General features: G+C 34.2%; 18 protein-coding genes. 5 read left to right on the top strand and 13 right to left on the bottom strand.

The features are described 5' to 3' along the window. Positions 1 to 215: 215 nt before the first annotated feature. On the top strand, positions 216 to 1163 hold the full coding sequence (gene trxB, locus AAYQ19_RS14220) for a thioredoxin-disulfide reductase (RefSeq protein ID WP_343537119.1): 948 nt from the start codon (positions 216 to 218) through the stop codon (positions 1161 to 1163). Positions 1164 to 1309: 146 nt separating this feature from the next. On the opposite strand, the gene AAYQ19_RS14215 is transcribed toward trxB, so the two are convergent. The 5 genes from AAYQ19_RS14215 to AAYQ19_RS14195 all read right to left on the bottom strand — a co-directional run bounded on the left by AAYQ19_RS14215 (position 1310) and on the right by AAYQ19_RS14195 (position 5615). Beyond that, positions 1310 to 2143: a GIN domain-containing protein gene (locus tag AAYQ19_RS14215; RefSeq protein WP_343537117.1), complete on the bottom strand. Its 834-nt coding sequence runs from the start codon at positions 2141 to 2143 to the stop codon at positions 1310 to 1312. A gap of 84 nt (positions 2144 to 2227) precedes the next feature. After that, positions 2228 to 2962 (bottom strand): head GIN domain-containing protein, encoded by a 735-nt coding sequence (locus AAYQ19_RS14210; RefSeq protein ID WP_343537115.1) that lies wholly within the window; start codon positions 2960 to 2962, stop codon positions 2228 to 2230. A gap of 11 nt (positions 2963 to 2973) precedes the next feature. After that, the gene (locus tag AAYQ19_RS14205) at positions 2974 to 4704 is read right to left on the bottom strand and encodes a PspC domain-containing protein (protein ID WP_343537113.1); all 1731 of its coding nucleotides are present in this window, start codon (positions 4702 to 4704) and stop codon (positions 2974 to 2976) included. Between the two features lie 3 nt (positions 4705 to 4707). Continuing rightward, positions 4708 to 5040: a PadR family transcriptional regulator gene (locus AAYQ19_RS14200; protein ID WP_017498072.1), complete on the bottom strand. Its 333-nt coding sequence runs from the start codon at positions 5038 to 5040 to the stop codon at positions 4708 to 4710. A 119-nt stretch (positions 5041 to 5159) separates the two neighbouring features. After that, on the bottom strand, positions 5160 to 5615 hold the full coding sequence (locus tag AAYQ19_RS14195) for a DUF4870 domain-containing protein (protein ID WP_343537105.1): 456 nt from the start codon (positions 5613 to 5615) through the stop codon (positions 5160 to 5162). 254 nt (positions 5616 to 5869) lie between these two features. Here AAYQ19_RS14195 and AAYQ19_RS14190 point away from each other — a divergent pair, with 254 nt between their 5' ends. After that, positions 5870 to 6322: a DUF4442 domain-containing protein gene (locus AAYQ19_RS14190; protein WP_343537103.1), complete on the top strand. Its 453-nt coding sequence runs from the start codon at positions 5870 to 5872 to the stop codon at positions 6320 to 6322. An 82-nt stretch (positions 6323 to 6404) separates the two neighbouring features. Here AAYQ19_RS14190 and AAYQ19_RS14185 read toward each other — a convergent pair whose 3' ends face one another. The 8 genes from AAYQ19_RS14185 to AAYQ19_RS14150 all read right to left on the bottom strand — a co-directional run bounded on the left by AAYQ19_RS14185 (position 6405) and on the right by AAYQ19_RS14150 (position 15502). Next, positions 6405 to 6563: a hypothetical protein gene (locus AAYQ19_RS14185; protein ID WP_343537101.1), complete on the bottom strand. Its 159-nt coding sequence runs from the start codon at positions 6561 to 6563 to the stop codon at positions 6405 to 6407. 108 nt (positions 6564 to 6671) lie between these two features. Continuing rightward, entirely contained in the window at positions 6672 to 7355 is a 684-nt protein-coding gene (locus tag AAYQ19_RS14180) for a hypothetical protein (RefSeq protein WP_343537099.1), read from the bottom strand. A 480-nt stretch (positions 7356 to 7835) separates the two neighbouring features. Next, positions 7836 to 10076 carry a multicopper oxidase family protein gene (locus tag AAYQ19_RS14175; RefSeq protein WP_343537097.1) on the bottom strand — a complete coding sequence of 747 codons (2241 nt, stop codon included), beginning with the start codon at positions 10074 to 10076 and terminating at the stop codon, positions 7836 to 7838. Between the two features lie 212 nt (positions 10077 to 10288). Next, entirely contained in the window at positions 10289 to 12817 is a 2529-nt protein-coding gene (locus AAYQ19_RS14170; RefSeq protein ID WP_343537096.1) for a heavy metal translocating P-type ATPase, read from the bottom strand. 229 nt (positions 12818 to 13046) lie between these two features. After that, entirely contained in the window at positions 13047 to 13607 is a 561-nt protein-coding gene (locus AAYQ19_RS14165; protein ID WP_343537094.1) for a helix-turn-helix domain-containing protein, read from the bottom strand. A gap of 2 nt (positions 13608 to 13609) precedes the next feature. Continuing rightward, positions 13610 to 14140 carry a DUF3347 domain-containing protein gene (locus AAYQ19_RS14160; RefSeq protein WP_343537093.1) on the bottom strand — a complete coding sequence of 177 codons (531 nt, stop codon included), beginning with the start codon at positions 14138 to 14140 and terminating at the stop codon, positions 13610 to 13612. A gap of 97 nt (positions 14141 to 14237) precedes the next feature. After that, positions 14238 to 14597, bottom strand: a complete 360-nt coding sequence (locus AAYQ19_RS14155) for a hypothetical protein (protein ID WP_343537092.1) — start codon at positions 14595 to 14597, stop codon at positions 14238 to 14240. 71 nt (positions 14598 to 14668) lie between these two features. Beyond that, a complete protein-coding gene (locus tag AAYQ19_RS14150; protein WP_343537091.1) occupies positions 14669 to 15502 on the bottom strand; it encodes an AraC family transcriptional regulator in 834 nt (277 codons plus the stop codon). Between the two features lie 105 nt (positions 15503 to 15607). Here AAYQ19_RS14150 and AAYQ19_RS14145 point away from each other — a divergent pair, with 105 nt between their 5' ends. The 3 genes from AAYQ19_RS14145 (at position 15608) to AAYQ19_RS14135 (ending at position 22360) form a co-directional block, all read left to right on the top strand. Further along, positions 15608 to 16774 carry an MFS transporter gene (locus AAYQ19_RS14145; RefSeq protein ID WP_343537090.1) on the top strand — a complete coding sequence of 389 codons (1167 nt, stop codon included), beginning with the start codon at positions 15608 to 15610 and terminating at the stop codon, positions 16772 to 16774. 547 nt (positions 16775 to 17321) lie between these two features. After that, complete coding sequence (locus AAYQ19_RS14140; RefSeq protein ID WP_343537089.1) at positions 17322 to 20549, top strand: SusC/RagA family TonB-linked outer membrane protein; 3228 nt, start codon at positions 17322 to 17324, stop codon at positions 20547 to 20549. A gap of 20 nt (positions 20550 to 20569) precedes the next feature. Next, positions 20570 to 22360, top strand: a complete 1791-nt coding sequence (locus AAYQ19_RS14135; protein ID WP_343537088.1) for a RagB/SusD family nutrient uptake outer membrane protein — start codon at positions 20570 to 20572, stop codon at positions 22358 to 22360. Positions 22361 to 22366 lie beyond the last annotated feature (6 nt).

Raw genomic sequence — 22366 nt, 5'->3', positions numbered from 1 at the left:
GCCTTAGAGCGGGACACGATAACCGGGCTACACTACACCCCGATGATGTATTGTGATACTGCCCGAAAGCGGATGCAAAGATATAAATAAATTTCGTTTACAAAAGAAAAAAATGAAAATAAATAAAACTTATTTTGGGATAGTTATTTAGGATTTATTTTCGTCTGTATTTTTTATAATAAAGTTTACATTTGCAACTCAAAAATACTATTACTATGTCAAATACAATCGAAAAAATTAAATGCCTTATTATAGGTTCTGGTCCTGCGGGTTATACTGCAGCTATTTATGCGGCTAGAGCTAACATGAATCCAGTGTTATATCAAGGAATGCAACCTGGTGGTCAATTGACTACAACTAATGAGGTTGAAAACTTTCCAGGTTATGTTGATGGAGTTACTGGACCAGAAATGATGATTCAATTGCAGGAGCAAGCAAAACGTTTTGGTGCAGATATTCGCGATGGATGGGCAACAAAAGTTGATTTTTCTGGAGATATTCATAAAGTTTGGATTAACGATTCAATCGAATTGCACTGTGAAACTGTAATTATTTCTACAGGTGCTTCGGCTAAATATTTAGGATTGCCATCAGAACAACATTATTTAAATATGGGTGGTGGTGTTTCTGCTTGTGCAGTTTGTGATGGATTCTTCTACAGAAATCAAGAAGTTGTAATTGTTGGAGCTGGAGATTCTGCTTGTGAAGAAGCACATTACTTATCTAAACTTTGTAAAAAAGTAACGATGTTGGTAAGAAGCGAAAAATTCAGAGCTTCAAAAATCATGGAAGAACGCGTTCGTAAAACAGAAAATATCGAGATTTTAATGAACCACGATACCGTTGAAGTAGTTGGAGACAATCAAGTAGTTCACGCTATTAAAGCATTAAACAAAACAACTGGAGAAGTTATCGAAATTCCAGCAACTGGTTTCTTCGTAGCAATTGGACATAAACCAAACACTGACATCTTCAAAGATTATATTACACTTGACGAAACAGGTTACATTGTAAATACTCCTGGAACATCAAACACAAACGTTGCGGGTGTATTCGTAGCAGGAGATGCTGCAGATCACGTGTATCGCCAAGCAATTACTGCTGCAGGTACAGGATGTATGGCAGCTTTGGATGCTGAGAGATATTTAGCATCTAAGGAATAATTTGTTTCAAGTTTCAGGTTTCAAGTTGTTGAAGCTGAAAAAAAAATCAAATAAAAAAATCCCAGTTTCAATTGAAACTGGGATTTTTCGTTTTATATAATTTCGTTCAGTTAACCTGAAACCTGAAACCTGAAACAAAAAAAAACTTATTTCATTTTCTTAAACAATTTAGCCTCTTCAGAAAAACGTGTCAATTGAATCGTTGGGCTTCCAAATAATGAAAGTTCTGCTTTGTCTCCAACAGCGATTGAAATAGTTGTTTCGGCTAAGATGGTTCCGGTAGAATAACTTTCTGCCGTAACACTAGCATCTTTTAAAGTGAATTTTGTTCCTGTGAAAACAGAATTGTTGTCTAAACGAATTGTCGCTTTTTCAGCAATACCTTCAATAGTAGCAGTTCCTTTTTGGTACAAATCACATTTGAATTTGATTGCAGAAACTAATGATTTCAATACTGAATTTTTACTTAATTGAATATTGGCTTCATCTGCTTTTAGGTTTATTTCCGATTTTGATTTGTCATCGGAAATTAAACTGAATTTTTTTGCATTTACATTTAAGTATAGTTTTGAGTAATCAACACTATTAAAAGTAATATCGTCTAGTTTAAGTTCTTGGATAGCATAAATAACGGCCTCGTTTTTTGCGATTACTTTATTTAATGTTCCAGTATAAGTAACGCGTACTGCAAGTTTTTTGAAAATGGTGCTTTCTTTTGAAGTATACAAACGAAGGACTTTGTCTCTTAAATCCATTGCAACAATTTCATGTAGATTGTCGTCGGCTTCAATTTTGATTTCGTTTTTTTCTCCCCTTTCCAGGTAAACTTCTAAATTGTCATCTACTTCGAGTCCGTCAAAGCTTCCAACTTCTTTTACTGATGTGGTAACTATTTTTGTTCCTTTTACTTTTTCTCTTCGTTGTGCAAAAGTTAATGTTGTAACTAATAGTAATAAAATCAGGGCAATATTTTTTTTCATTATTCTAGATTTGATTTTGACAAATATAAAAAAATCATCCACTTTTGATGAATGATTTCTTTTATATTTAACAGATAAATTCGTTTATCCTTGGCTGATACTTCCTCCAGAATGTGAAGTTTTTTCAACAGTTTTAGGATTTGAATCGTAGTTGATGCTTCCGCCGCTTGATGCTTCTGCTTTCAGACTTACAATCGGGTGTACATTTACGCTACCTCCGCTTGACGCTTCGGCTTGAACTTCATTTGCCAACATTTTTTTAGCATTGATGTTTGATCCGCTTGATGCCGAAGTTTTGATTTTTAGTGCTTTTCCTTCAAGAGAAATTGTGCTTCCGCTTCCAGAATCAGCAGAAATGTTGTCAGATTCTACATTAACATTTATTGATGCTGCACTTGAAGTTTCTAAATCAATATTTTCTGCCTGAATTACATTTTTGCTTTGAACAGATGATGCGCTAGAAGCTTCTAGCTTGTCAATAACAGGCATTTTTACCGTTACCTTTTTAGCAGTGATATTTCTGAAAGAACTGAATTTGCATTTGATGATTAAAGTTCCGTTTTCCACTTTTGTAATGATGTCTTTTTGCAAATTATCATCAGCTTCCACTAAAATTTCAGTTGAATCAGACTGAACAATTACTAAATCAATCGCATTGCTTACAGATACTTTTTTGAAATCTCCTTGAACAATTCTTTTCTCAGTTGTTACATTTCCACTTCCTTCAACTGTATTCAAATTAAAGTTGCAAGAGGCAAACAATAGTGCGGTAACAGCTGCAATAATAAATTTTGTAATATGAATGATTATTTTGATCATGGCCTTAGTTATTAGTTGATTTTAATTATAACTCCGTTTTTATCAGTGGTTAACTTTCCTTTGGTTTTTTTTCCGTTTAAAATTTCTTTTCCGTTAACTTTAATCGAAACTTCCTTTACAGTGTCATTTTCAATAGTGTTGTCGTCACTATCATAATCTCCATCATTATACTCGTTTTCTTCTGCAGGGCAGTTTAAGCATTTTATTTTTGAACCTTCAACTTTGTAATTGTAATCACCGCTGAAGTGTAAGTTGAAAAAATCATTTTCAGAACGATCGTAATCTTGTACGGAAGAGTCTGGTTTAAACAACTGCCCTTCTGGCAAGTACAAATATACATCAACTTCTTGTCCTCTGAACTTATTTTTTGCATCTGTCAGAAAATAATTATCCAAAATTAAATGATTTCCTTTAATCTCAAGATTGTAAGTGATTTTTTCTGCTCTTTGTTTTGCTGTTGAAAACGAATTTCCTCTTGCACTTTTTTCGATCTGCAAATATGCCGTTGCGTTGTCAGTGTGAAGAACGTGCAAACGAACATCATTTGAATAAATCAAGTTATTGTTTGCAGAATCTTGTACAAATGTAAATTCATGATGATGACCTAAATCTTTTGCGTAATAATCGTTGTATCTGAATTTTACAAAAAGTGTATCTTTTGGTAAGATGTTAAGTGTTTTTTTCTCAACAGATTTATTGTCATAAGATATTTCAGTCGCTTGTTTGATTCCGATACTGATTGCAATAGCAACTGCAATAATCCAAATAGCAAGCAAGGTATATTTTGTAATGTTTCCGATTGATTTCAAATTTGGAGACAACAATTTAAATCCTAATAAAGTAAGGAAGAAAAACGGAATCCCAACCGCAAAAAGCATCAATAAACCGAAAGACCAAATTGGATATTCTGTAAAATTTCCAGCTTCAATAAAATTCTGCCAAGGGAAATCAATAAAAACATTTGTGCCTAAAGTGAATACACCAATTAACAATAATATTAAAGTGGTGATTCCTGCCATTATCAAGATTACGCCTAAAAACTTAGCGAAGATTTTAAAAACCGTCATGATAAAGTCTCCAAATGAACTACTTATTCTCTCAGCTCCCGACTTTACCTGGTTTCCCATTTTGTCATAATCTGCATTTTTGAATTTTTCAGATAATGAGTCAATTTCTTCACGAACTTTTTTTTCGATGTTCGAAATTGTAACTGGCTCTCCAGTCATTTCAAGTTTCTCTGACGTAGTTATCGCTTCAGGAGTAACAATCCAAAGTACAAAGTAAGCCAAGATTCCAGTTCCAAAACCTGCAAAAACAAAGATTAAGAAGATGATTTTGATCCAAACTGCATCAACTCCAAAATAATGTCCTAAGCCTGTCGCAACTCCACCAATCATACCTTTTTCTTTATCACGGTATAATTTTTTGTGCTGTCTAGCACCGTAATTGTTGAACGATTGGTTTGAGTTTTCTTCGTCTTCAATTCGGTAATCTTCTGGTTGTCCCATCACCGCAATCACTTCGTCAACGTCTTTTAAACCAACAACATGTTTTTCGCTTTTTTGTTTTTCTGTTAATAATTCAGAAACACGCATTTCGATATCTTTAATAATTTCATCTTGACCAGATGAGTTGTTAAGTGATCGTTTTATAGCGTCAAAATAGCGTGTCAATTTTAAATATGCATCTTCATCGATGTGAAAAAACATACCGCCTAAGTTAATATTTACTGTTTTGTTCATGACTTATTGATTTTGATTGGTGATTAGTTTTACGGCGTCAGATAATTCTGTCCAAGTGCCGCTAAGTTCGTTTAAAAAAGTTTGTCCTATCTCGGTTAATCCATAATATTTTCGCGGCGGCCCTGAGGTCGATTCTTCCCAGCGATAATTTAGTAAACCGTCATTTTTCAATCTAGTTAACAACGGGTAAACGGTTCCTTCTACAACTAGTAATTTTGCGTTTTTTAAAGTGTCTAATATTTCAGATGTATATGCGTCTTTTTCTTTTAATACTGATAAGATGCAAAACTCAAGAACACCTTTGCGCATCTGTGCTTTTGTGTTTTCAATGTTCATAATTTCATTTTGTTTTTTTTTGATTGAACAATTCGTTTTTTGATTGATGATGATGATTGATGATTGATTGTGTCTATAACCTTTAACCTTTTTATGTTAGACTGAGCAAAGCCGAAGTCTTACTTTAAAAAAGGAATCGTTAGCGGATAATTGTATAATTCTCCATTTGAAGCCTTTATTGAAGCGTAGATCACTAAAAAGAATTCAACAAATTTTAATAACCCAAAAAGTACTACCGCTGTGGCTCCAATGCTTAACAGCGCAATATTTCCTTGAAAATTGAAATTTCTGATTACGAAATCTTCGTCATTAAAAACAGCTTCCATTGGAATGTTCTGTAATACTACTGATACGAAAATCGGAATTGCGATTAAAGCTAAAATCAAAGTGTAAAGCAATAAACTCAATTGAAAATTCAATGTCTGTTTTCCGTGGTGATTTACAAATTCTGATTTGTCTTTGTAGCTCGACCAAAAAATGATTGGGAAAATATAATTCCCAAACGGAATAATGTACTGGCTTAATGTGCTTAAATGCGTAAATGCCGCAGTGTTTCTTTCTGATGTTGTTTCCATGATGAGTGGTGTTGTTGTTTCCATGATTAAAAGTATATAGTAATTTCTTATGCAAATATATGGCTAAAAAACAGTATCTTGTTTTGCATAGTACCAAATATTAACAAAATTTTAACAATTTTTAAATTTGTAGGAGCATGATAATTTGTTGAAAATCATTCGGAATACCTGATTTTATTGGCGTTTTTTAAAAGTGTTCAGAATTTATTGTGCGCGCATAGTTTTTTTGTATTTTTACATAAAAAAGAAAGAATATGGCAGTTTCAGTTTCCAAACTCAACAAATTTGTATTGTTCAAATTACCATCGGCATACTTTTGCGGTGTACGTGTAAAAGCTATCGATAAGGACAGCTGTATTGTTAGTGTTAAGCATCGCTGGATCAATCAGAATCCGTTTAACTCTATGTATTTTGCAGTTCAGGCTATGGCGGCAGAGTTAACGACGGGAGCTTTGGTGATTTCTCAAATTCAAGAAAGCGGCAAAAAAATCTCAATGTTAGTGGCCAATAACAAAGGAAACTTCACTAAAAAAGCTACTGGCAGAATCACATTTGTTTGCAACGACGGACATTTAATTGCTGAAGCAATTCAAAAAACAATTGAAACCGGAGAAGGGCAGACGTTCTGGATGAAATCTATCGGAACAAATGAAGAAGGTGTTCAGGTTTCTGAAATGGATTTTGAATGGAGTGTACGATTGAAATAGTCTCACAAAGTTTAGAAACAATATATAATAAAAGAGGCCTCAAATTTTTTTTGAGGCCTCTTTTACTGAAATAATATTTCATTTATTTTTTCATACAACAAGATTTTTTATCTTTTTTGTCTGTTGTCTTTTTGCAACATGATTCTTTTTTTGCTTTTTCTTTTGTTACAGGTTTTGTCTCTTGAGCTGTTACGCCAATTGAAAATAAAGCGGCAGTCACTACGGTGATTACTTTTGTCATTTTGGTATAATTTATTCTGTTAGAAGTATATAATTGGTGAATCAAATATAGTGACTATTGTTTGAGTTGATTCTTACAAAAAGTTAATGTTTTTATAAAAGAAAGTGGTTAAAATCCGTACGCAATTTTTCTTTCTTTATATCTTCCCTTTTCTATAATCCATACGATTTCGTAGCCACCCGCACCATCGCTATTGCTGGAAGTAATATAAATCGTATCTGATTTTTTATCATAATTTATTTTTGTATTGAAAAGCGTAGGTTCAAACAAATCTTCTAAATCGCGTGAAGGAATTTCAATAGTATTTTTGCCAATAATAATCGTTATTGATTTATAAGTTGTCTTGGGAATATCTCCATCAGTCCCCCAAAATTGTCTTCCGTTGATTCTTTGTAGAAACGATTTGTCTTTTGAAAATGTAAGTTTTGCAGTTTTTGAATCAAATTTTTTGCTTTCAATTAAGAAATTTAAGCTGTCTTTTTGAAAAATTACTTTGTCGGGAGTCTCTTTAATTAATGGAATTTTTTCAAACTCAGATAAATATTTTATCCTGTCTTTGTACAAATAACCATTTTTGTATTTGTCGTTTTTTGAATAGTCAATGTTGATCCAGTTGCTTTCTGGACTAAAGCAATACACTACGAAACCATTGTTTAGTTTGTCTGAAATGTTGCTTCCTTTTGAAGCTGTAGTTCTAATGTTTACATATCCGTCATTATCTTTGATAACAGCAAATTGAGCAAATGATTTGCAACTGATTAACAACATGAAATAAAAGGAAATTGACTTCATTTCTCTAAATATTACTGTTGCACGATTTTCTTATTGAAAACTGAATAAGCATTGCAATAATCAAAAGGGCCGTAAAAAACAGCTCCATTATGATAAGTCCAACGAATGGCATTCCGCAGTGAAATTGACCATCTGATTCTGATCGTATTTTATAATCGAGAAGGTTAAGGGCAAAAAAAGAAAATAAGATTTGCGAAAAAAAGCTAATCAGGCTCACTTTTGATAAATTTAGTTTTATGCTTTCTAAGATGGCTTTTCTTCCATAGATGACTTGAAATAATAACGGTAAAATCAGCAATAACAATAATAGAATTCCGTACATAAATTTTAGTTTAGGTTAGTTGTTTACTTACCTTTCAAAATCAATGCCATTATTTAATTCAAACTTTTTCTATTTTGTTAATTACCCATTTCGTTTTTATTTTTCTATGAACCAGCACAATAAAATGAACTTAAATCACTTATATGGTTCAAAAAAAATCAATAATTCAAATTAACCCCAAAACCAATTCCCATATCGCTGTCATAATGCGTTGTGATTCCGAAGTTTCTGGCAACAATATATTTTAAACCAGCCATATATTCTTTATCGGTATTCCACATTAAATTCATTCGTAAACGTTTCGCAAGCGGAATATCTTTTCGCTCAAATTGAACTCGCACATTTCCATCAGTATAAACTTCAACTTGCGCTTTTATGAGCATTGGCAAAGTATATTCTAAACCGGCACTGAAAACCGAACGATTGTCTTTGGTGTTTTTCTGTCCGAAAAGATTTTGTTCCTGCTCGTCCATTCCCATTCTTCGGTATCTCCAATCAAAACCAATAAAAGGCATCAACCACTGATTTTTTCCGATGTATCTTCCAATATGAGTTTCTGTTTCGTAACCGTGTTCGTTATTATAACCCAATCTCCATTCCGTTCCAATGCTCCATCTGGTGTTGCTGAACATTGCCTCTCCGTCGTTTCCGTTGGATGCAAAATCATTTTCCGCCATAAAATGAAACATTCGGTCATCCATTTTTAGCATTTTAAAAGCCATTTCCGGATGATGTATCAACGGATTTGGCGCTGAATTTTCATAAGTAAAAATACGTCCCATTCCCGCCATCATGTGATATAAAATATGGCAGTGAAAAAACCAGTCGCCATCTGCATTTGCCTGAAATTCGATTGTATCGGTTTCCATTGGCATAATGTCAATCACATTTTTTAATGGAGCATAATCGCCATGTTCGTTCAAAATTCTAAAATCATGGCCATGTAAATGCATTGGATGGCGCATCATCGAACCGTTGTACAATACAATTCGAACGTTTTCTCCTTTTTTAATTAGAATCTTATCCGTTTCAGAAACCACTTTGTTGTCTAAACTCCAAACATAACGATTCATATTTCCAGAAAGAGTAAAACGTAATTCTTTTACTGGCGCCTCTTTTGGAAGATTGGTTTTAAATGGAGATTTCAGCATTCCGTAATTTAAAGTCACAATTTCAGAAGTTTCGGTGCTGTCACTTTCCATTTTCATGTCTTCCATATTATGATTCGAATGATCCATTGCAGGTTTTGCATTTTCATCTTCGCCCGAAATTTCAGGATACATTACGGCGTTCATGTCCATTTTATTCAAAGACATATTCATACCCATATCGTTCATTTCGCCGTTCATTTTCATCATATCGTTCATCATTTTCATGCCTTCAAAATATTTTAATTTTGAAAGATGATGAACGGGTTGTTTTTCGCCATTTCCTAAAAACAAAGACGCAGATCCTGTTCTATCTTCGGCTGTAGCCAAAAAAGCAAAAGATTTATTGTCTTCAGGAATCGTAACGACAACATCATAAGTTTCAGAAACCGCAATAATCAAACGATCGACTTCTACGGGTTCGACATCATTTCCGTCGCTGGCTACAACAGTGATTTTTCCTCCGCCATACGTCAGCCAAAAATAACTTGAAGCACCTCCATTTGCAATTCGTAAACGGACTTTTGAGCCAGGTTTAAAATCAGAAAGTTGTTGTTCGTTTTTTCCGTTAAGAAGAAACTTTTCATAATAAACATCACTGACGTCCATGGCATTCATTCGTTTCCATTCGTTGGTTACTTTCGTAGAAAAATGACCTTGTTTGATGGCTTCGGCATAACTTTGTGTTGTTCCTTTTTTAATGGCAAACCAATCGTTGGCATTGTGCAACATTCGCTGAATATTCTCAGGTTTCAAATCCGACCATTCGCTTAAAATAACCGGAATTGTCGGCAAATCATCAATTCCTTTTCTAATGGTTGGATCGTCTTTTTTCTTATTGATGATAAAAAGTCCATACAAACCAATTTGTTCCTGTAAACCAGAATGGCTATGATACCAATACGTTCCGTTTTGAATAATTGGAAAAGTATATTTATGAGTCGTTCCCGGTTCAATTGGCATTTGCGTCAAGTACGGAACTCCGTCTTCTTTATTTGGAAGAAACAATCCGTGCCAGTGCATCGAAGTCGTTTCTTTTTTTAATTCGTTATGCACATAAATTTCTGCAATATCGCCTTCGGTAAAAGTCAAAGTCGGCATCGGAATTTGTCCATTTACTGCAATCGCACGTTTTTCTTTTCCAGAAAAATTGACAATTGTATCGCGAACGTACAAATCGTATCGGACCACTTTTTGGGCTTTTAGCTGAAAAGCGATTAAGAAAAATATAAAGAGATATTTGATTTTCATGATAGATTATAATTTTTAAATCGTTGGTCTAAATTGAGCGCAATTTATTTTTAACACATAGAAACATTCCCGATAGCTATCGGGATTATGTCTAAAAAGAGAATAAAAGAAACTAGTTTCCACACATAGCGCTATGTGTATTGCAATAAGTGAAACGCCTTTACACGCAATACAGAACTATGTTTCTATGTGTTTAAATAATTTCGTCCAGCCTACAATTTTAGATTTCTCAATCGCAAAGCATTTACGATTACCGAAACAGAACTCAAACTCATAGCAACAGCTGCTAACATTGGCGAAAGCAAGATTCCTAAAAACGGAAATAAAATTCCTGCTGCAATTGGCACTCCTAAAGTATTATAAATAAAGGCAAAAAACAGATTTTGTTTGATGTTTGACATTACGGCGTGGCTTAAGTTTTTCGCTTTTACAATTCCGTTTAAATCGCCTTTTACTAAAGTGATTTTAGCACTTTCAATCGCAACATCAGTTCCAGTTCCCATCGCAATTCCGATATTCGATTGCGCCAAAGCAGGCGCGTCGTTGATTCCGTCTCCAGCCATTGCGACTACTTTGCCTTGCGCTTGAAGACGTTCGATTTCTTTCAATTTATCTTCCGGAAGACAATCGGCTTTAAAAGAACTCAAATGCAAATGATCGGCAACGGCTTTTGCTGTGTTGTGATTATCTCCAGTTAACATAATGACTTCAACGCCTTGATCGATTAATTCTTTAATTGCTTTTGCGCTGTTTTCTTTAATTGCATCGGTAATCGCCACAAAACCTAGAACTTCATTTTCTATAGAAATATACGAAATAGTTTTTCCAAGATTTTGCTCGGCAGTTACTTTGCTTTCTAAATCTGAAGAGATAGAAATACCAATTTCATCCATTAATTTTTTATTTCCTAAAGCTATTTTTTTGCCTTCGATAGTTCCGAAAACTCCTTTTCCGGCAATAGTTTCAAAACCTTCAACATCTTTTAAGGAAGTATTTTTTGCTTTTGCGAAAGAAACTACGGCTTTTGCCAAAGGATGTTCACTATGCTGATTCAAAGAAGCAATGTTTTGAAGCAGAAAATCTTCGTCATTATTTACGGCATATATTTTTTCAACTGATGGTTTTCCTTCCGTAATTGTTCCTGTTTTATCGGTAATTAAAACATCAATTTTGTTCATGTTTTCTAGGGCTTCGGCATTTTTGATTAAAATTCCGTTTTGAGCGCCTTTTCCAACGCCAACCATTACTGACATTGGAGTTGCCAATCCAAGTGCGCAAGGACAAGCAATAATTAATACCGCAATAGCATTAATCAATCCGTAAACATAAGCGGGTTCTGGACCGAATTTTGCCCAGGCAAAAAAGGTTAAAACTGAAATAATCACAACAGTCGGAACGAAATATTTAGAAACGCGATCGGCTAATTTCTGAATTGGAGCGCGAGATCGGCTGGCATTATTTACCATTTCAATAATTTGAGAAAGCATGGTTTCTGAACCTACCTTTTCAGCAATCATTACAAACGATTTTGTTCCGTTTATTGTTCCAGAAATTACAGCATCGCCCGTTTTTTTATCAACAGGAATTGGTTCTCCCGTAATCATAGATTCGTCGATACTGCTTTCACCAGTCGTTATTTTTCCGTCGACAGGAATTTTTTCTCCCGGTTTTACACGAAGCAAATCGCCTTTTTTAATATTGTGGATTGAAATTACTTTGTCAATTCCGTTTTCTACTAAAGTAGCTTCTGTCGGCGCTAGTTTTAATAATTCTTTAATTGCACCATTGGTTTGTCCGTGTGCTTTGGCTTCTAATAATTGTCCTAGTAAAACCAAAGTGATAATGACAGTCGCAGCTTCAAAATACAAATGAATGGTTCCGTGATGCGATTTGAATTCCGATGGGAAAATATCAGGAAAAAACATTCCGACAATACTAAATAGGAAAGCAACGCTGGTTCCAATTCCGATTAGCGTGAACATATTTAAATTCCAAGTAACAATTGATTTATAAGCACGAACGAAAAACATCCAACCTGCATAAAATAAAACTGGAAGAGAAAATAGAAACTGAACCCAATTCCATTTTTCAATTGGCATTATATTGTAAAGCGGATTATTCGGAATCATTTCTGACATAGAAATAATGAAAATTGGAAGCGTAAACAAGATCGCAATTTTCATTTTTTTTACTAAATCAGTATAAGTTTTGTTTTCTTCGCTTTCAGAAGCTTGCATCGGAACCAAATCCATTCCGCAAATCGGGCAATCGCCGGGTTCGTTTGAAACGATTTCTGGATGCATCGGACAAGTAAATTGTGTCGCTGTTATCGCAACTTGCGGTACTAAATCCATTCCGCAAACTGGGCAGTCTCCGGGTTTGTTGTATGTTTTATCGCCTTCGCAATGCATCGGACAATAATAAACGCCATTTGCACTGTGTTGTATTTTTTTAGGTTCTGATTTATGATGCTCATGATTCTCTTTTTTATGGCCCGAACAGCAAGATTTTGGTGCTTCGCCATGATTTTTAGGAGAATCCATTTCAATAGTATAATTTCCCGCAGCAGATAAAACTTCTTGAAATTTTTCTGTCGGAACATGTTTCTCCATTATAATCGTAGCAGTTGGCGGATTCAAAGTTACTTCTGCCTGAACGCCTTCAACTTCGTTCAAAGTTTTTTCGACTTTGGTTCGGCATCCGTTGCACGACATTCCTGAAATTATATATTGATGAGTCATTGTATTGGTTTTTAAGTATTACAATGCAAATTTCTGAACTATCGACGAGTTCGGTTTGTAGAATTTTGGGAATGATTTGTAAGATTTACAAAGTTTTATTTAACCGCAAAGAACGCAAGGTTTTTTTGATTTGCGAGACTTTGTAAAAACGCAAAGTTCGCAAAGCTTTATCTTAAAAATATCTTTGCGAACATTGCGTAAACCTTTGCGTGCTTTGCGGTTAGATTAACTACAAATTCTCAATCTGAATACGTTTTTTATCTTTTGATTGTTTGAAAGAAGTAGGAGTGAAGCCTGTGATTTTTTTGAATTGATTACTTAAATGCGCCACATTGCTGTAATTTAGAATATCGGCAATTTCACTTAACGAAAGTTCATTGTAAATCAGTAATTCTTTTACTTTTTCAATTTTCTGACTGATGAAATACTTTTCAATCGTGGTGTTTTCAATTTCCGAAAACAAATTGCTCAGCGAATTATAATCTTGATTCAGGTTTTCAGCCAAATAATCAGACAAGTTGATTTTGAGATCATTGTTTTTATGATGAACCAAATCGACGATGAGGTTTTTTATTCTTTCAACCGTTTTTGTTTTTTTATCATCAATTAAATCAAAACCTAAAGTTTGCAGGTTTTTCAATAAAACTTCTTTCTGCTCATCGCTGATTTCTTGTTCCAATTCAACTTCACCCAATTCCACAGCAATAGTTTGAAGTCCGAGTTTTTCAAACTCAGACTCCACAACCATTTTGCATCTCGCGCACACCATGTTTTTGATGTAGAGCTTCATATTTATTTGATCGTTTCTACCACATTTCCGCAAGTCAACATCGAAGAACCGTAATACGGATTCTTAACTGCTTTTTCTTTGCTTAACCAATCAGCGTCTGCCATTGGGCAATATTGTTTGTAGATTGGCTGATCTGGACTTGAAACTTTTATTAAATCGTAAGTGCTTTTAGATAAAGATTTAAAAGTCTCACGTTGTTTTTTAAGATCTGTTGTTGATGAAATACTTTTGGCATCAGCAGTTAATTTTTTAACCACTTTCATCCAAACCGTATGTTCGTTGCCTTTTAGTTTGTCCATTTTTACGGCAGAAATCGCTGTCAGTAAAGTTGCAGCTTTCGCCGAAGTCAATTTACTGTCACTTTTAATAAGTGCATCTTTCACATTAAAATAAGCATCATAAACTGATTGAAGCTGGCTCGCATCAACAATTTCGGTTGTTCCTGATTTTGATTTTACTGTATTTGCCTGAATGTTATGTGTACTAAATAAAACTGTTAGTACTGTTGCTAAAGCTATGATTGATTTTTTCATTGTATATAATATTTGGTAAAGGATTTAATTTCCTTTAAAATTAATTAAAAAAGTTGATTTCGAAAAGACCCAATATGGGCTGTCACAAATACAATAATTATATTTTCGGCTTTAGCCAAATAGAAGTAAATCCAGAAGAAATAGTAGAATTAGTGTAGGATGAAATGGTGCTTTTTAAAGAAAAATTAAAAACATCATTTTGTAAATCAAATTCATTTGAATTCAAAATAACGAATTGCAAGGCCGAAGTTGTACATCCCGAATGACGGCATTTACCATCGCATGAATGTTTTTCCTCTTTACTAGTTTTCTTTTCACAGCATTTTTTAGAACAGCTGTTTTCTTCTTTAGAAGCAATTTCTTTATGATTTCCCATATTGCATGCGTAAGTATAACTCGGATTCAAAAAGAAACTAAGCGTTACAAAAAGCAGTATGATGTGGATTTTCTTTTTCAAAGAAATTGTTTTTTAGATGCACAAATTTAGCTAAAAATATTCGAGGAAATTACTTTTTAAGATTTCGATAACTACAGTTTCTTAAAATCAGTTGGTTTCATGTTTTTACGTTTCTTGAAATAATTCGTCAAATGACTTTCGTCGGTAAAACCAAATTCGTAAGCAATCTGTTTAATCGGCAATTGATTGTTGTGAAATCTTTTTTCGATTAAAGTCATTCTCAAATTATGAATGTATTCTCGATAACTGATGCTGAAAGTCCTTTTGAAATAAGCACTAAAATAGGTTTGTGCTATATTAAAATGTTCAGCAATCACTTTTACTTGAACCAATTTTGGCTGATAAATATTCTGATGAATGTAATTGGCGATTTGTTCATTGTCCAAATGTGTCGATTGCATCTGCAGATTCATGCATCGAATTGTTTCTTTGATCAAACCAAAAATGGAAAGAATCTGATAGAAAACAATAGGTGATGAGGTAACATCTATGTAATGTCCGTACGTTATAATGTTTTCGACTGTATTTTTTAAAATCGTTTTACAGGGCTCGTCAAATTTTAAAACCGTTTCTTTTAAGATTTTGTCTCGCATGAAGCTTTCCGGAGTATTCACAAGAAAATCATCGCAAGTTAAATTCTGCTTCGAGTTGAAATAATTATCAGTGAATTTGATAAAAATGAATCGGGTGCTTTTCTTAATATCAAAATAGTGTTCGTCGTCTGGTGAAATCACAAACAAATCACCAGCTTTATATGGAAGTAAATTATTGTTCAAATGATGAACACCGCTTCCTTTTTTAATATAGATGATTTCATAATACGTATGCGTATGCGGAGGAAGATGAAATTTCTCTTCTTCAAATTCATCTAGAACAAGCGTTTTAAACTGATTTAATTTAGGCATAACTTAAATTTACAATTTTATATCGTAAATGTACAACTTTTTTAAAGGTTAACGGTGTTAAATTTGCATCGTAGAAATATAATATTCCTTTCTGCTAAAATCAAAATGAAAAAAAGTCTTATTGCCTTGTCTTTAGGAGGTTTAACCATAGGAATAACTGAATTTGTAATGATGGGTTTACTTCCTGATATTGCTTCAGATATGAAAGTCTCCATTCCGGTTGCCGGATATTTAATATCATCTTATGCACTTGGTGTTGTTATTGGCGCACCTTTATTAGTAATCGCGGGACGAAATTATCCGCCTAAAAAAATGCTTTTAATATTAGCATTGATGCTTACTGTTTTTAATGCACTTTCAATTGTTGCTCCTAATTATAATTTCTTGTTTGCTTCAAGATTTCTTTCTGGATTACCACACGGCGCTTTTTTTGGAGTTGGAGCGGTAGTCGCAAGTCGTTTGGCTGATAAAGGAAAAGAAGCGCAAGCAATCTCTATTATGTTTGCTGGTTTGACGATTGCGAATTTAATTGGTGTTCCAATTGGTACATATATAGGTCATCACTTTATTTGGCGTTACACCTTTATATTAATTGCTTTTGTTGGTTTGTTGACTTTCTTGTTTATTTCGCTTTGGATGCCAAAACTGGAGAAAGCTGGAAATGTAAACATGAAAACACAATTGCAATTTTTCAAAAAAACTGAAGCTTGGCTGATCATCGGGATTACTGCGATCGGCTTTGGCGGACTGTTTGCCTGGATCAGTTATATTGCTCCTTTATTAATAAATATTTCTAAATTTTCGCCAGAAGACGTTTCTTCAATCTTAATTTTAGCAGGATTGGGAATGGTCGTTGGGAATTTTGTGGGAGGCAAATTGGCGGATAAATATTCGCCAGCACCAACGGTACTTGCGTTATTGTTCGTGATGGTGCTTGATTTGCTTATGGTTTACTTTTTCTCTTTCAATCAATATATTTCATTATTTCTGACCTTTTTGACAGGAGCAATTTCTTTCTCAGTTATCGCACCAATTCAAATGCTTATGATTAAAACAGCCAAAGATGCTGAAATGATTGCCTCAGCAGCACTTCAAGGAAGTTTTAATATCGGTAATGCTTTAGGGGCTTTCTTGGGAGGATTACCTTTAGCAGCGGGTTACAATTTTGCTTCACCAAATCTTATAGGTATTGCTATGGCCGTAACTGGAATGATAATTACATTTACTTTAATGCAAAAGCACAAAGCAAATTTACAATTGCAGCGCGCTTAAAAAACGTATAGATTTTTCAAATGCCCTTAAACTTAATTGTTTAAGGGCATTTTTTTTGAATTCATTTTTAAAATTGGTCCATAGTTCTAAGTGTTATTGTAAGAATTAATTGGGTTTTTATGGTTTCTTTAAGTTTTTTGTTCTTCCTCTTCTTCAAAATTGATTCAATATTTTTTTTTCATGTAATCGATTGTTTTTTTGATAAAAACGAAAGAAATTAATATTTGACAATAATATAATTACTATTTATTCATAATATAAATTGCATTTGTGGTATAAAAAAGTGCTTTTATTTTTGATATGTAATTTTTTTTAGCAAATTTTTATGAAAATTAATTTTTTATATAAAAAAAATATCTATGTTTGTGTAATCGATTACATGACTTGATTTTTATTGATTGTAACTTATTTTTTACAAGCGAAATCGATTGAAAGACCTTGCAGTTACTGAGTTTGGTTTAAATTCAAGACGGCAAAAACATCAAAAATTAGAATTTCAAAACCACATAAATTACCATTAACCAATTAATAACTTAAACAATAAACCATGAACTTTAAAGAATTATTAAACAAAGGAGCAAATTATTGCTCTGTACTTGTTTTCTTATTGTGCTTGCTTATGAGTAGTCAGGTAAATGCACAGACTACTACAATAGAGGGAACCGTTAAGGACGCTGCCGGGCTTACTTTGCCGGGAGTAAATGTGCTTGAAAAAGGAACAAAAAACGGTGTTTCTACTGATTTTGATGGACGCTACAAGATCAAATTAACAAATCCTAAAGCTGTTTTGACTTTTTCATTTATCGGATTTGGAACTAAAGAAGTTGCTGTTGCAGGAAAAACAAAGGCAGATGTAGTTCTTACTGAAGATTCTAATAACTTGAATGAGGTTGTTGTAATTGGATATGGAACATCTAAAAAATCTGATTTAACTGGTGCTGTTGCAACATTTTCTGGAAATGAAGCGCGTAAAATTCCGGTTCCTAACGTTGCAGAGGCTTTGACAGGACGTATTGCTGGGGTTTCGGTTAGTACTTCTGAAGGTTCGCCAGACTCGAATGTTCAAGTTAGAATTCGTGGAAACGGTTCTTTAAGTCAGGATGCATCTCCATTATATATTGTTGATGGATTTCCAGTAAATAGTTTGAATGATATTTCTTCTTCAGATATTGAGACTATGACAGTACTTAAAGATGCATCGTCTACAGCTATCTACGGTTCTAGAGGAGCTTATGGAGTTATTATTGTTACTACGAAAAAAGGTAAAGATGGTAAAATTGCAGTAAACTTCAATATGTTCTATGGAATGAAACAGATGGCAAATACGATCCCTGTTACATCTCCTGAGGATTATGTGAAATGGCAATATGAGTATGCATTGCTTGATCAAACTGATAAAACTATTTTGAGTAATCCGAGTTCTTACACAAAATATTTTGGGAATTGGCAAGATTATGACCAATACAAAGGCATGAAAGGAAACGATTGGCAAAAACAAGTTTTTGGACGTACAGGTGAAGTTCAAAGCCGTGACTTGTCTATTCGTGGTGGATCTGATAAAATCAACTACAATTTCAACTATGCTCATTACGATGAAAAAGCAATTATGTTGGGATCAGATTTCAACAGAAATAACTTGTCTCTTGCTTTAAACAGCAAAGCTTCTGATAAGATTGATTTAGCTTTTACAGTTCGTTATTCAGATACAGAAATTAATGGTGCTGGTATGAATGAGCAAAATGAGGTTTCATCTGCAGATTCTCGTTTGAAAAATATTGTTGGATATGCTCCAATCCCAGTTCCGGGTTTAACTACTGATGATACAGACGAAGCAGTAGCGCAAAACTTGACTCATCCATTTGTGGCTATTACTGATAATAATCGTCAGCAGTTCAGAAAAAACTTCAATACTTTAGGAAGTTTTTCTTGGAAATTGACTCAAGATTTAGTTTTCAAATCTGAATTAGGTTTAGACAACTATAACTACCAAGACTATCGTTTCTACGGACGTACAACTTATTATGTGAAAAACAATCCAGCGGCAGAAAGACAAAATATGCCTGCCATGATCATGATGGACAGAAAAGATACTCGTTTTAGAAATGCAAATACACTTAATTATGATTTGAAAAAATTAGTTGGTGAAAATCATAATTTAAAATTCCTTTTTGGAGAAGAAACTATCAACTACCAAAGAAATGATCTTACAAGTACAATTCAGGGTTATCCATTATCTTTTGAGTTAGATGAAGCGAAAAAATTAACTACTCAAGGTACGCCAATTTCAGTTGATAATTTTTATTACCCAGATGACAAATTACTTTCTTTCTTCGGGCGTGCAAATTATGACTACAAAGATCGTTACCTTCTTACTGCAACTTACCGTGCCGATGGATCAAGTAAATTCTTAGGTAGCAATAAATGGGGATTCTTCCCAGCAGCAGCGGCGGCTTGGAAAATTTCAGGAGAAGAATTTATGAAAGATGCTTCATGGATTAATTTGCTTAAATTGAGAGTGAGTTATGGTGAGGCTGGAAACAATAATATTCCTCCTGGACAAATGGTTCAAAGTTTCATTTCGTCTACATCTACTTGGATTAATGGTGTTGATAATTTCTGGGCAGCTTCAAAAACAATGGCTAATCCAGATTTAAAATGGGAAACTACTGTTACACAAAATATTGGTTTAGATTTTGACTTATTCAAAAATAAAGTAACAGGTTCTGTTGAGGTTTATAAAAATAAGACGAAAGATTTATTAATGCTTTTCCCAATTTCTGGAGGTTATGATAATCAATACAGAAACATGGGTGAAATTCAAAACAGTGGGGTTGAGGCAACTTTAAACCTTAATCTTATCGAAAGAGAAAAGTACGGAGTAAGTTTGTCTTTCAACGCTGCATTTAATACAAACAAAATCAATTCTCTTGGTGTAATGAGCAACTTTACTGCAGCATCTGGATGGGCTTCTTCATCAATTACAGGAGATTATTTAGTAAACGTAGGACAGCCATTAGGTATCATGTACGGATATAAGAGCGATGGACGTTATGAAGTAAGTGATTTTGATTACGCTGCAGGAGCTTATACTTTAAAAAGCGGAGTGCCAGATGGTTCTACGGTAGTTGGTAAAATGCAACCAGGTGCTATGAAATTAAAAGATATTGATGGTGATGGAAAAGTAAATGCAAATGACTTAACTGTTATTGGAAATGCAAATCCAAAAAGCACTGGTGGTATGGTGTTGAATGCAAATGCTTATGGATTTGATCTTTCTGCTGCTTTTAACTGGAGTATTGGAAATGATGTTTACAATGCAAACAAAATTGAATTTGCTTCTTCAATTCCGAATGGTCAATACAGAAATTTAAGCACTGAAATGGCAGATGGAAAAAGATGGACAAACCTTGATCCTGCTACAGGACAATTGGTGACAGATCCTGCTGCATTGACTGCTTTAAATGCAAATACAACAATGTGGTCACCTTATATGCCACGTTATGTGTTCAGTGATTGGGCAGTTGAAGACGGATCTTTCTTAAGACTTAATACTTTGAGTTTGGGTTATACAACTCCAAATGCTTTGACTTCTGCTTTAGGAGTTTCTAAGTTGAGATTTTATTTTACAGCTAGTAATGTTTTTGTTTGGACAAACTATTCAGGTCCAGATCCAGAATCTTCAACTAGAAGAAGCACGCCTTATACACCGGGAGTTGATTATTCAGCTTATCCGAGAAGCAAACAGTTGATATTTGGTCTAAACCTTAATTTTTAATTCAGTAAAACTTTCACAAGATGAAACATAAGATATTAATAGCAGGAATATTTGTTGCAAGCCTTTTTGCTTCTTGCTCAGACGATTATTTAGATGCTCCGGCAAAATCAACCTTAGATGAATCAGTTATTTTCTCTAGTCCAGGTTTGGCCGAAGCCGCAATTGACGGAATTAAAATCCCATTTGCTGAAACCAACTCTTACAGAGGGCGTTTCCTTCCTTTTTACGGATTAAATACAGATACAGAGTGGTACAACTCGTCACAAACTGTAAGTGATGCATCAGATTTATGTACATACGATGCAAAACCGAATAACTCACAAATGAATACGGCGAATAATTCTTGGGCAATGAGCTATTCAGGTATTGAGCGTGCTAATATTTGTATTCGTGGTCTGCGTGCATATGGTAACCCAACTCCAGGATCTCAATTAGGATACTTATTAGGTGAGGCTTTGACTTTAAGAGCAATTTATTACGCTGATTTGGTAAAAGCTTGGGGAGATATTCCAGCAAGGTTTGAACCGTTAAATAATGCGACAATTTATATTGCAAAATCAAGCCGCGATGTGATTTACAAACAACTTTTGGCTGATTTAGCTGAAGCAGCAACATTAGTTCCTTGGCCAGGTGAAATTAAAGAGACAACTAGTGTTGAGAGAATTAATAAAGCCTTCGTAAAAGGTTTCCGCGCTCGTTTAGCAATGGCGGCAAGTGGTTATCAGCAATATCCTGACGGAATCAGAAGAAGTACAGATCCAGAATTATCAGTTGCAAATATGTATGCATTGGCATTAGCTGAATCACGTTCGGTTATTGCAAGTGGATCAGCTCATTTGGAGTCTTCATTTGAAACATTTTGGAAAAAATACAATCAAGAATATTTAGTAGCTGGAGGAGAATCATTATGGGAACTTCCTTTCTCAGATGGTAGAGGACGTATGTTGTTTACTTTTGCAGTTCGCCATACAACAAACGATCAGTTCCATGCAAATGGAGCAAACCGTGGAGGAACAGCAGGACCACTTCCAACAGTTTTCTATGATTATGATCAGAAAGATACAAGAAGAGATGTTACTTGTGTTCCTTATAAATACGGAACTGCTGTAAACAATATTGCAAAACAAGAATTGGGAGCATTAAATACATGGTATTTTGGGAAATATCGTTATGAGTGGATGACACGTTTTGTTACTTCAACAAATGATGATGGTGTGAATAAAATCTATATGCGTTATGCTGAAGTTCTTTTAATTGCTGCAGAAGCGGCAAATGAAATAGAAGGACCAGCAGCTGCGGCGCCATATTTGAAAGCAGTAAGATCAAGAGCATTTGCTGCAGCTGACCAAGCTGTTAAAGTTGATGGTTATGTAAATGGTTTAACAACAAAAGATGCAATGTTTAAAGCACTTGTTGACGAAAACAAATATGAATTTACAGGTGAAATGGAGCGTAAACAAAATCTTATTCGTTGGAATTTGCTTAAAGCAAAAATGGATGAGGCTAAAGCGGCTATGAAAGATTTGTCTGCTCGTACAGGACAGTATTCTGATGTTCCAGCAACATTGTATTACAAATATAAAGCAGATAATGTGAGTCTTGATATCTACGGTTTGAATCGTGGAGAAACTACTAATCCTGGAACTGGTTGGAGCAGTTTTGTTTGGACATGGACTGGTACAACAGCAGATACTAAGATCAATACTTTGTACAAACCAGGAGTTAATCCTGATAATAGACAATTCTGGCCAATATGGCAAGTATTCCTAGACGGAAGCAACGGAAAATTGACTAATGATTATGGGTATTAACGTTCT

Origin of the sequence: Flavobacterium mesophilum (assembly GCF_039581405.1) — a bacterium.
In the GTDB taxonomy this organism is placed as follows: Bacteria; Bacteroidota; Bacteroidia; order Flavobacteriales; family Flavobacteriaceae; genus Flavobacterium.
Note: the sequence above shows the minus strand (reverse complement) of the source record. Positions and strands in the feature narration are given on the sequence as shown.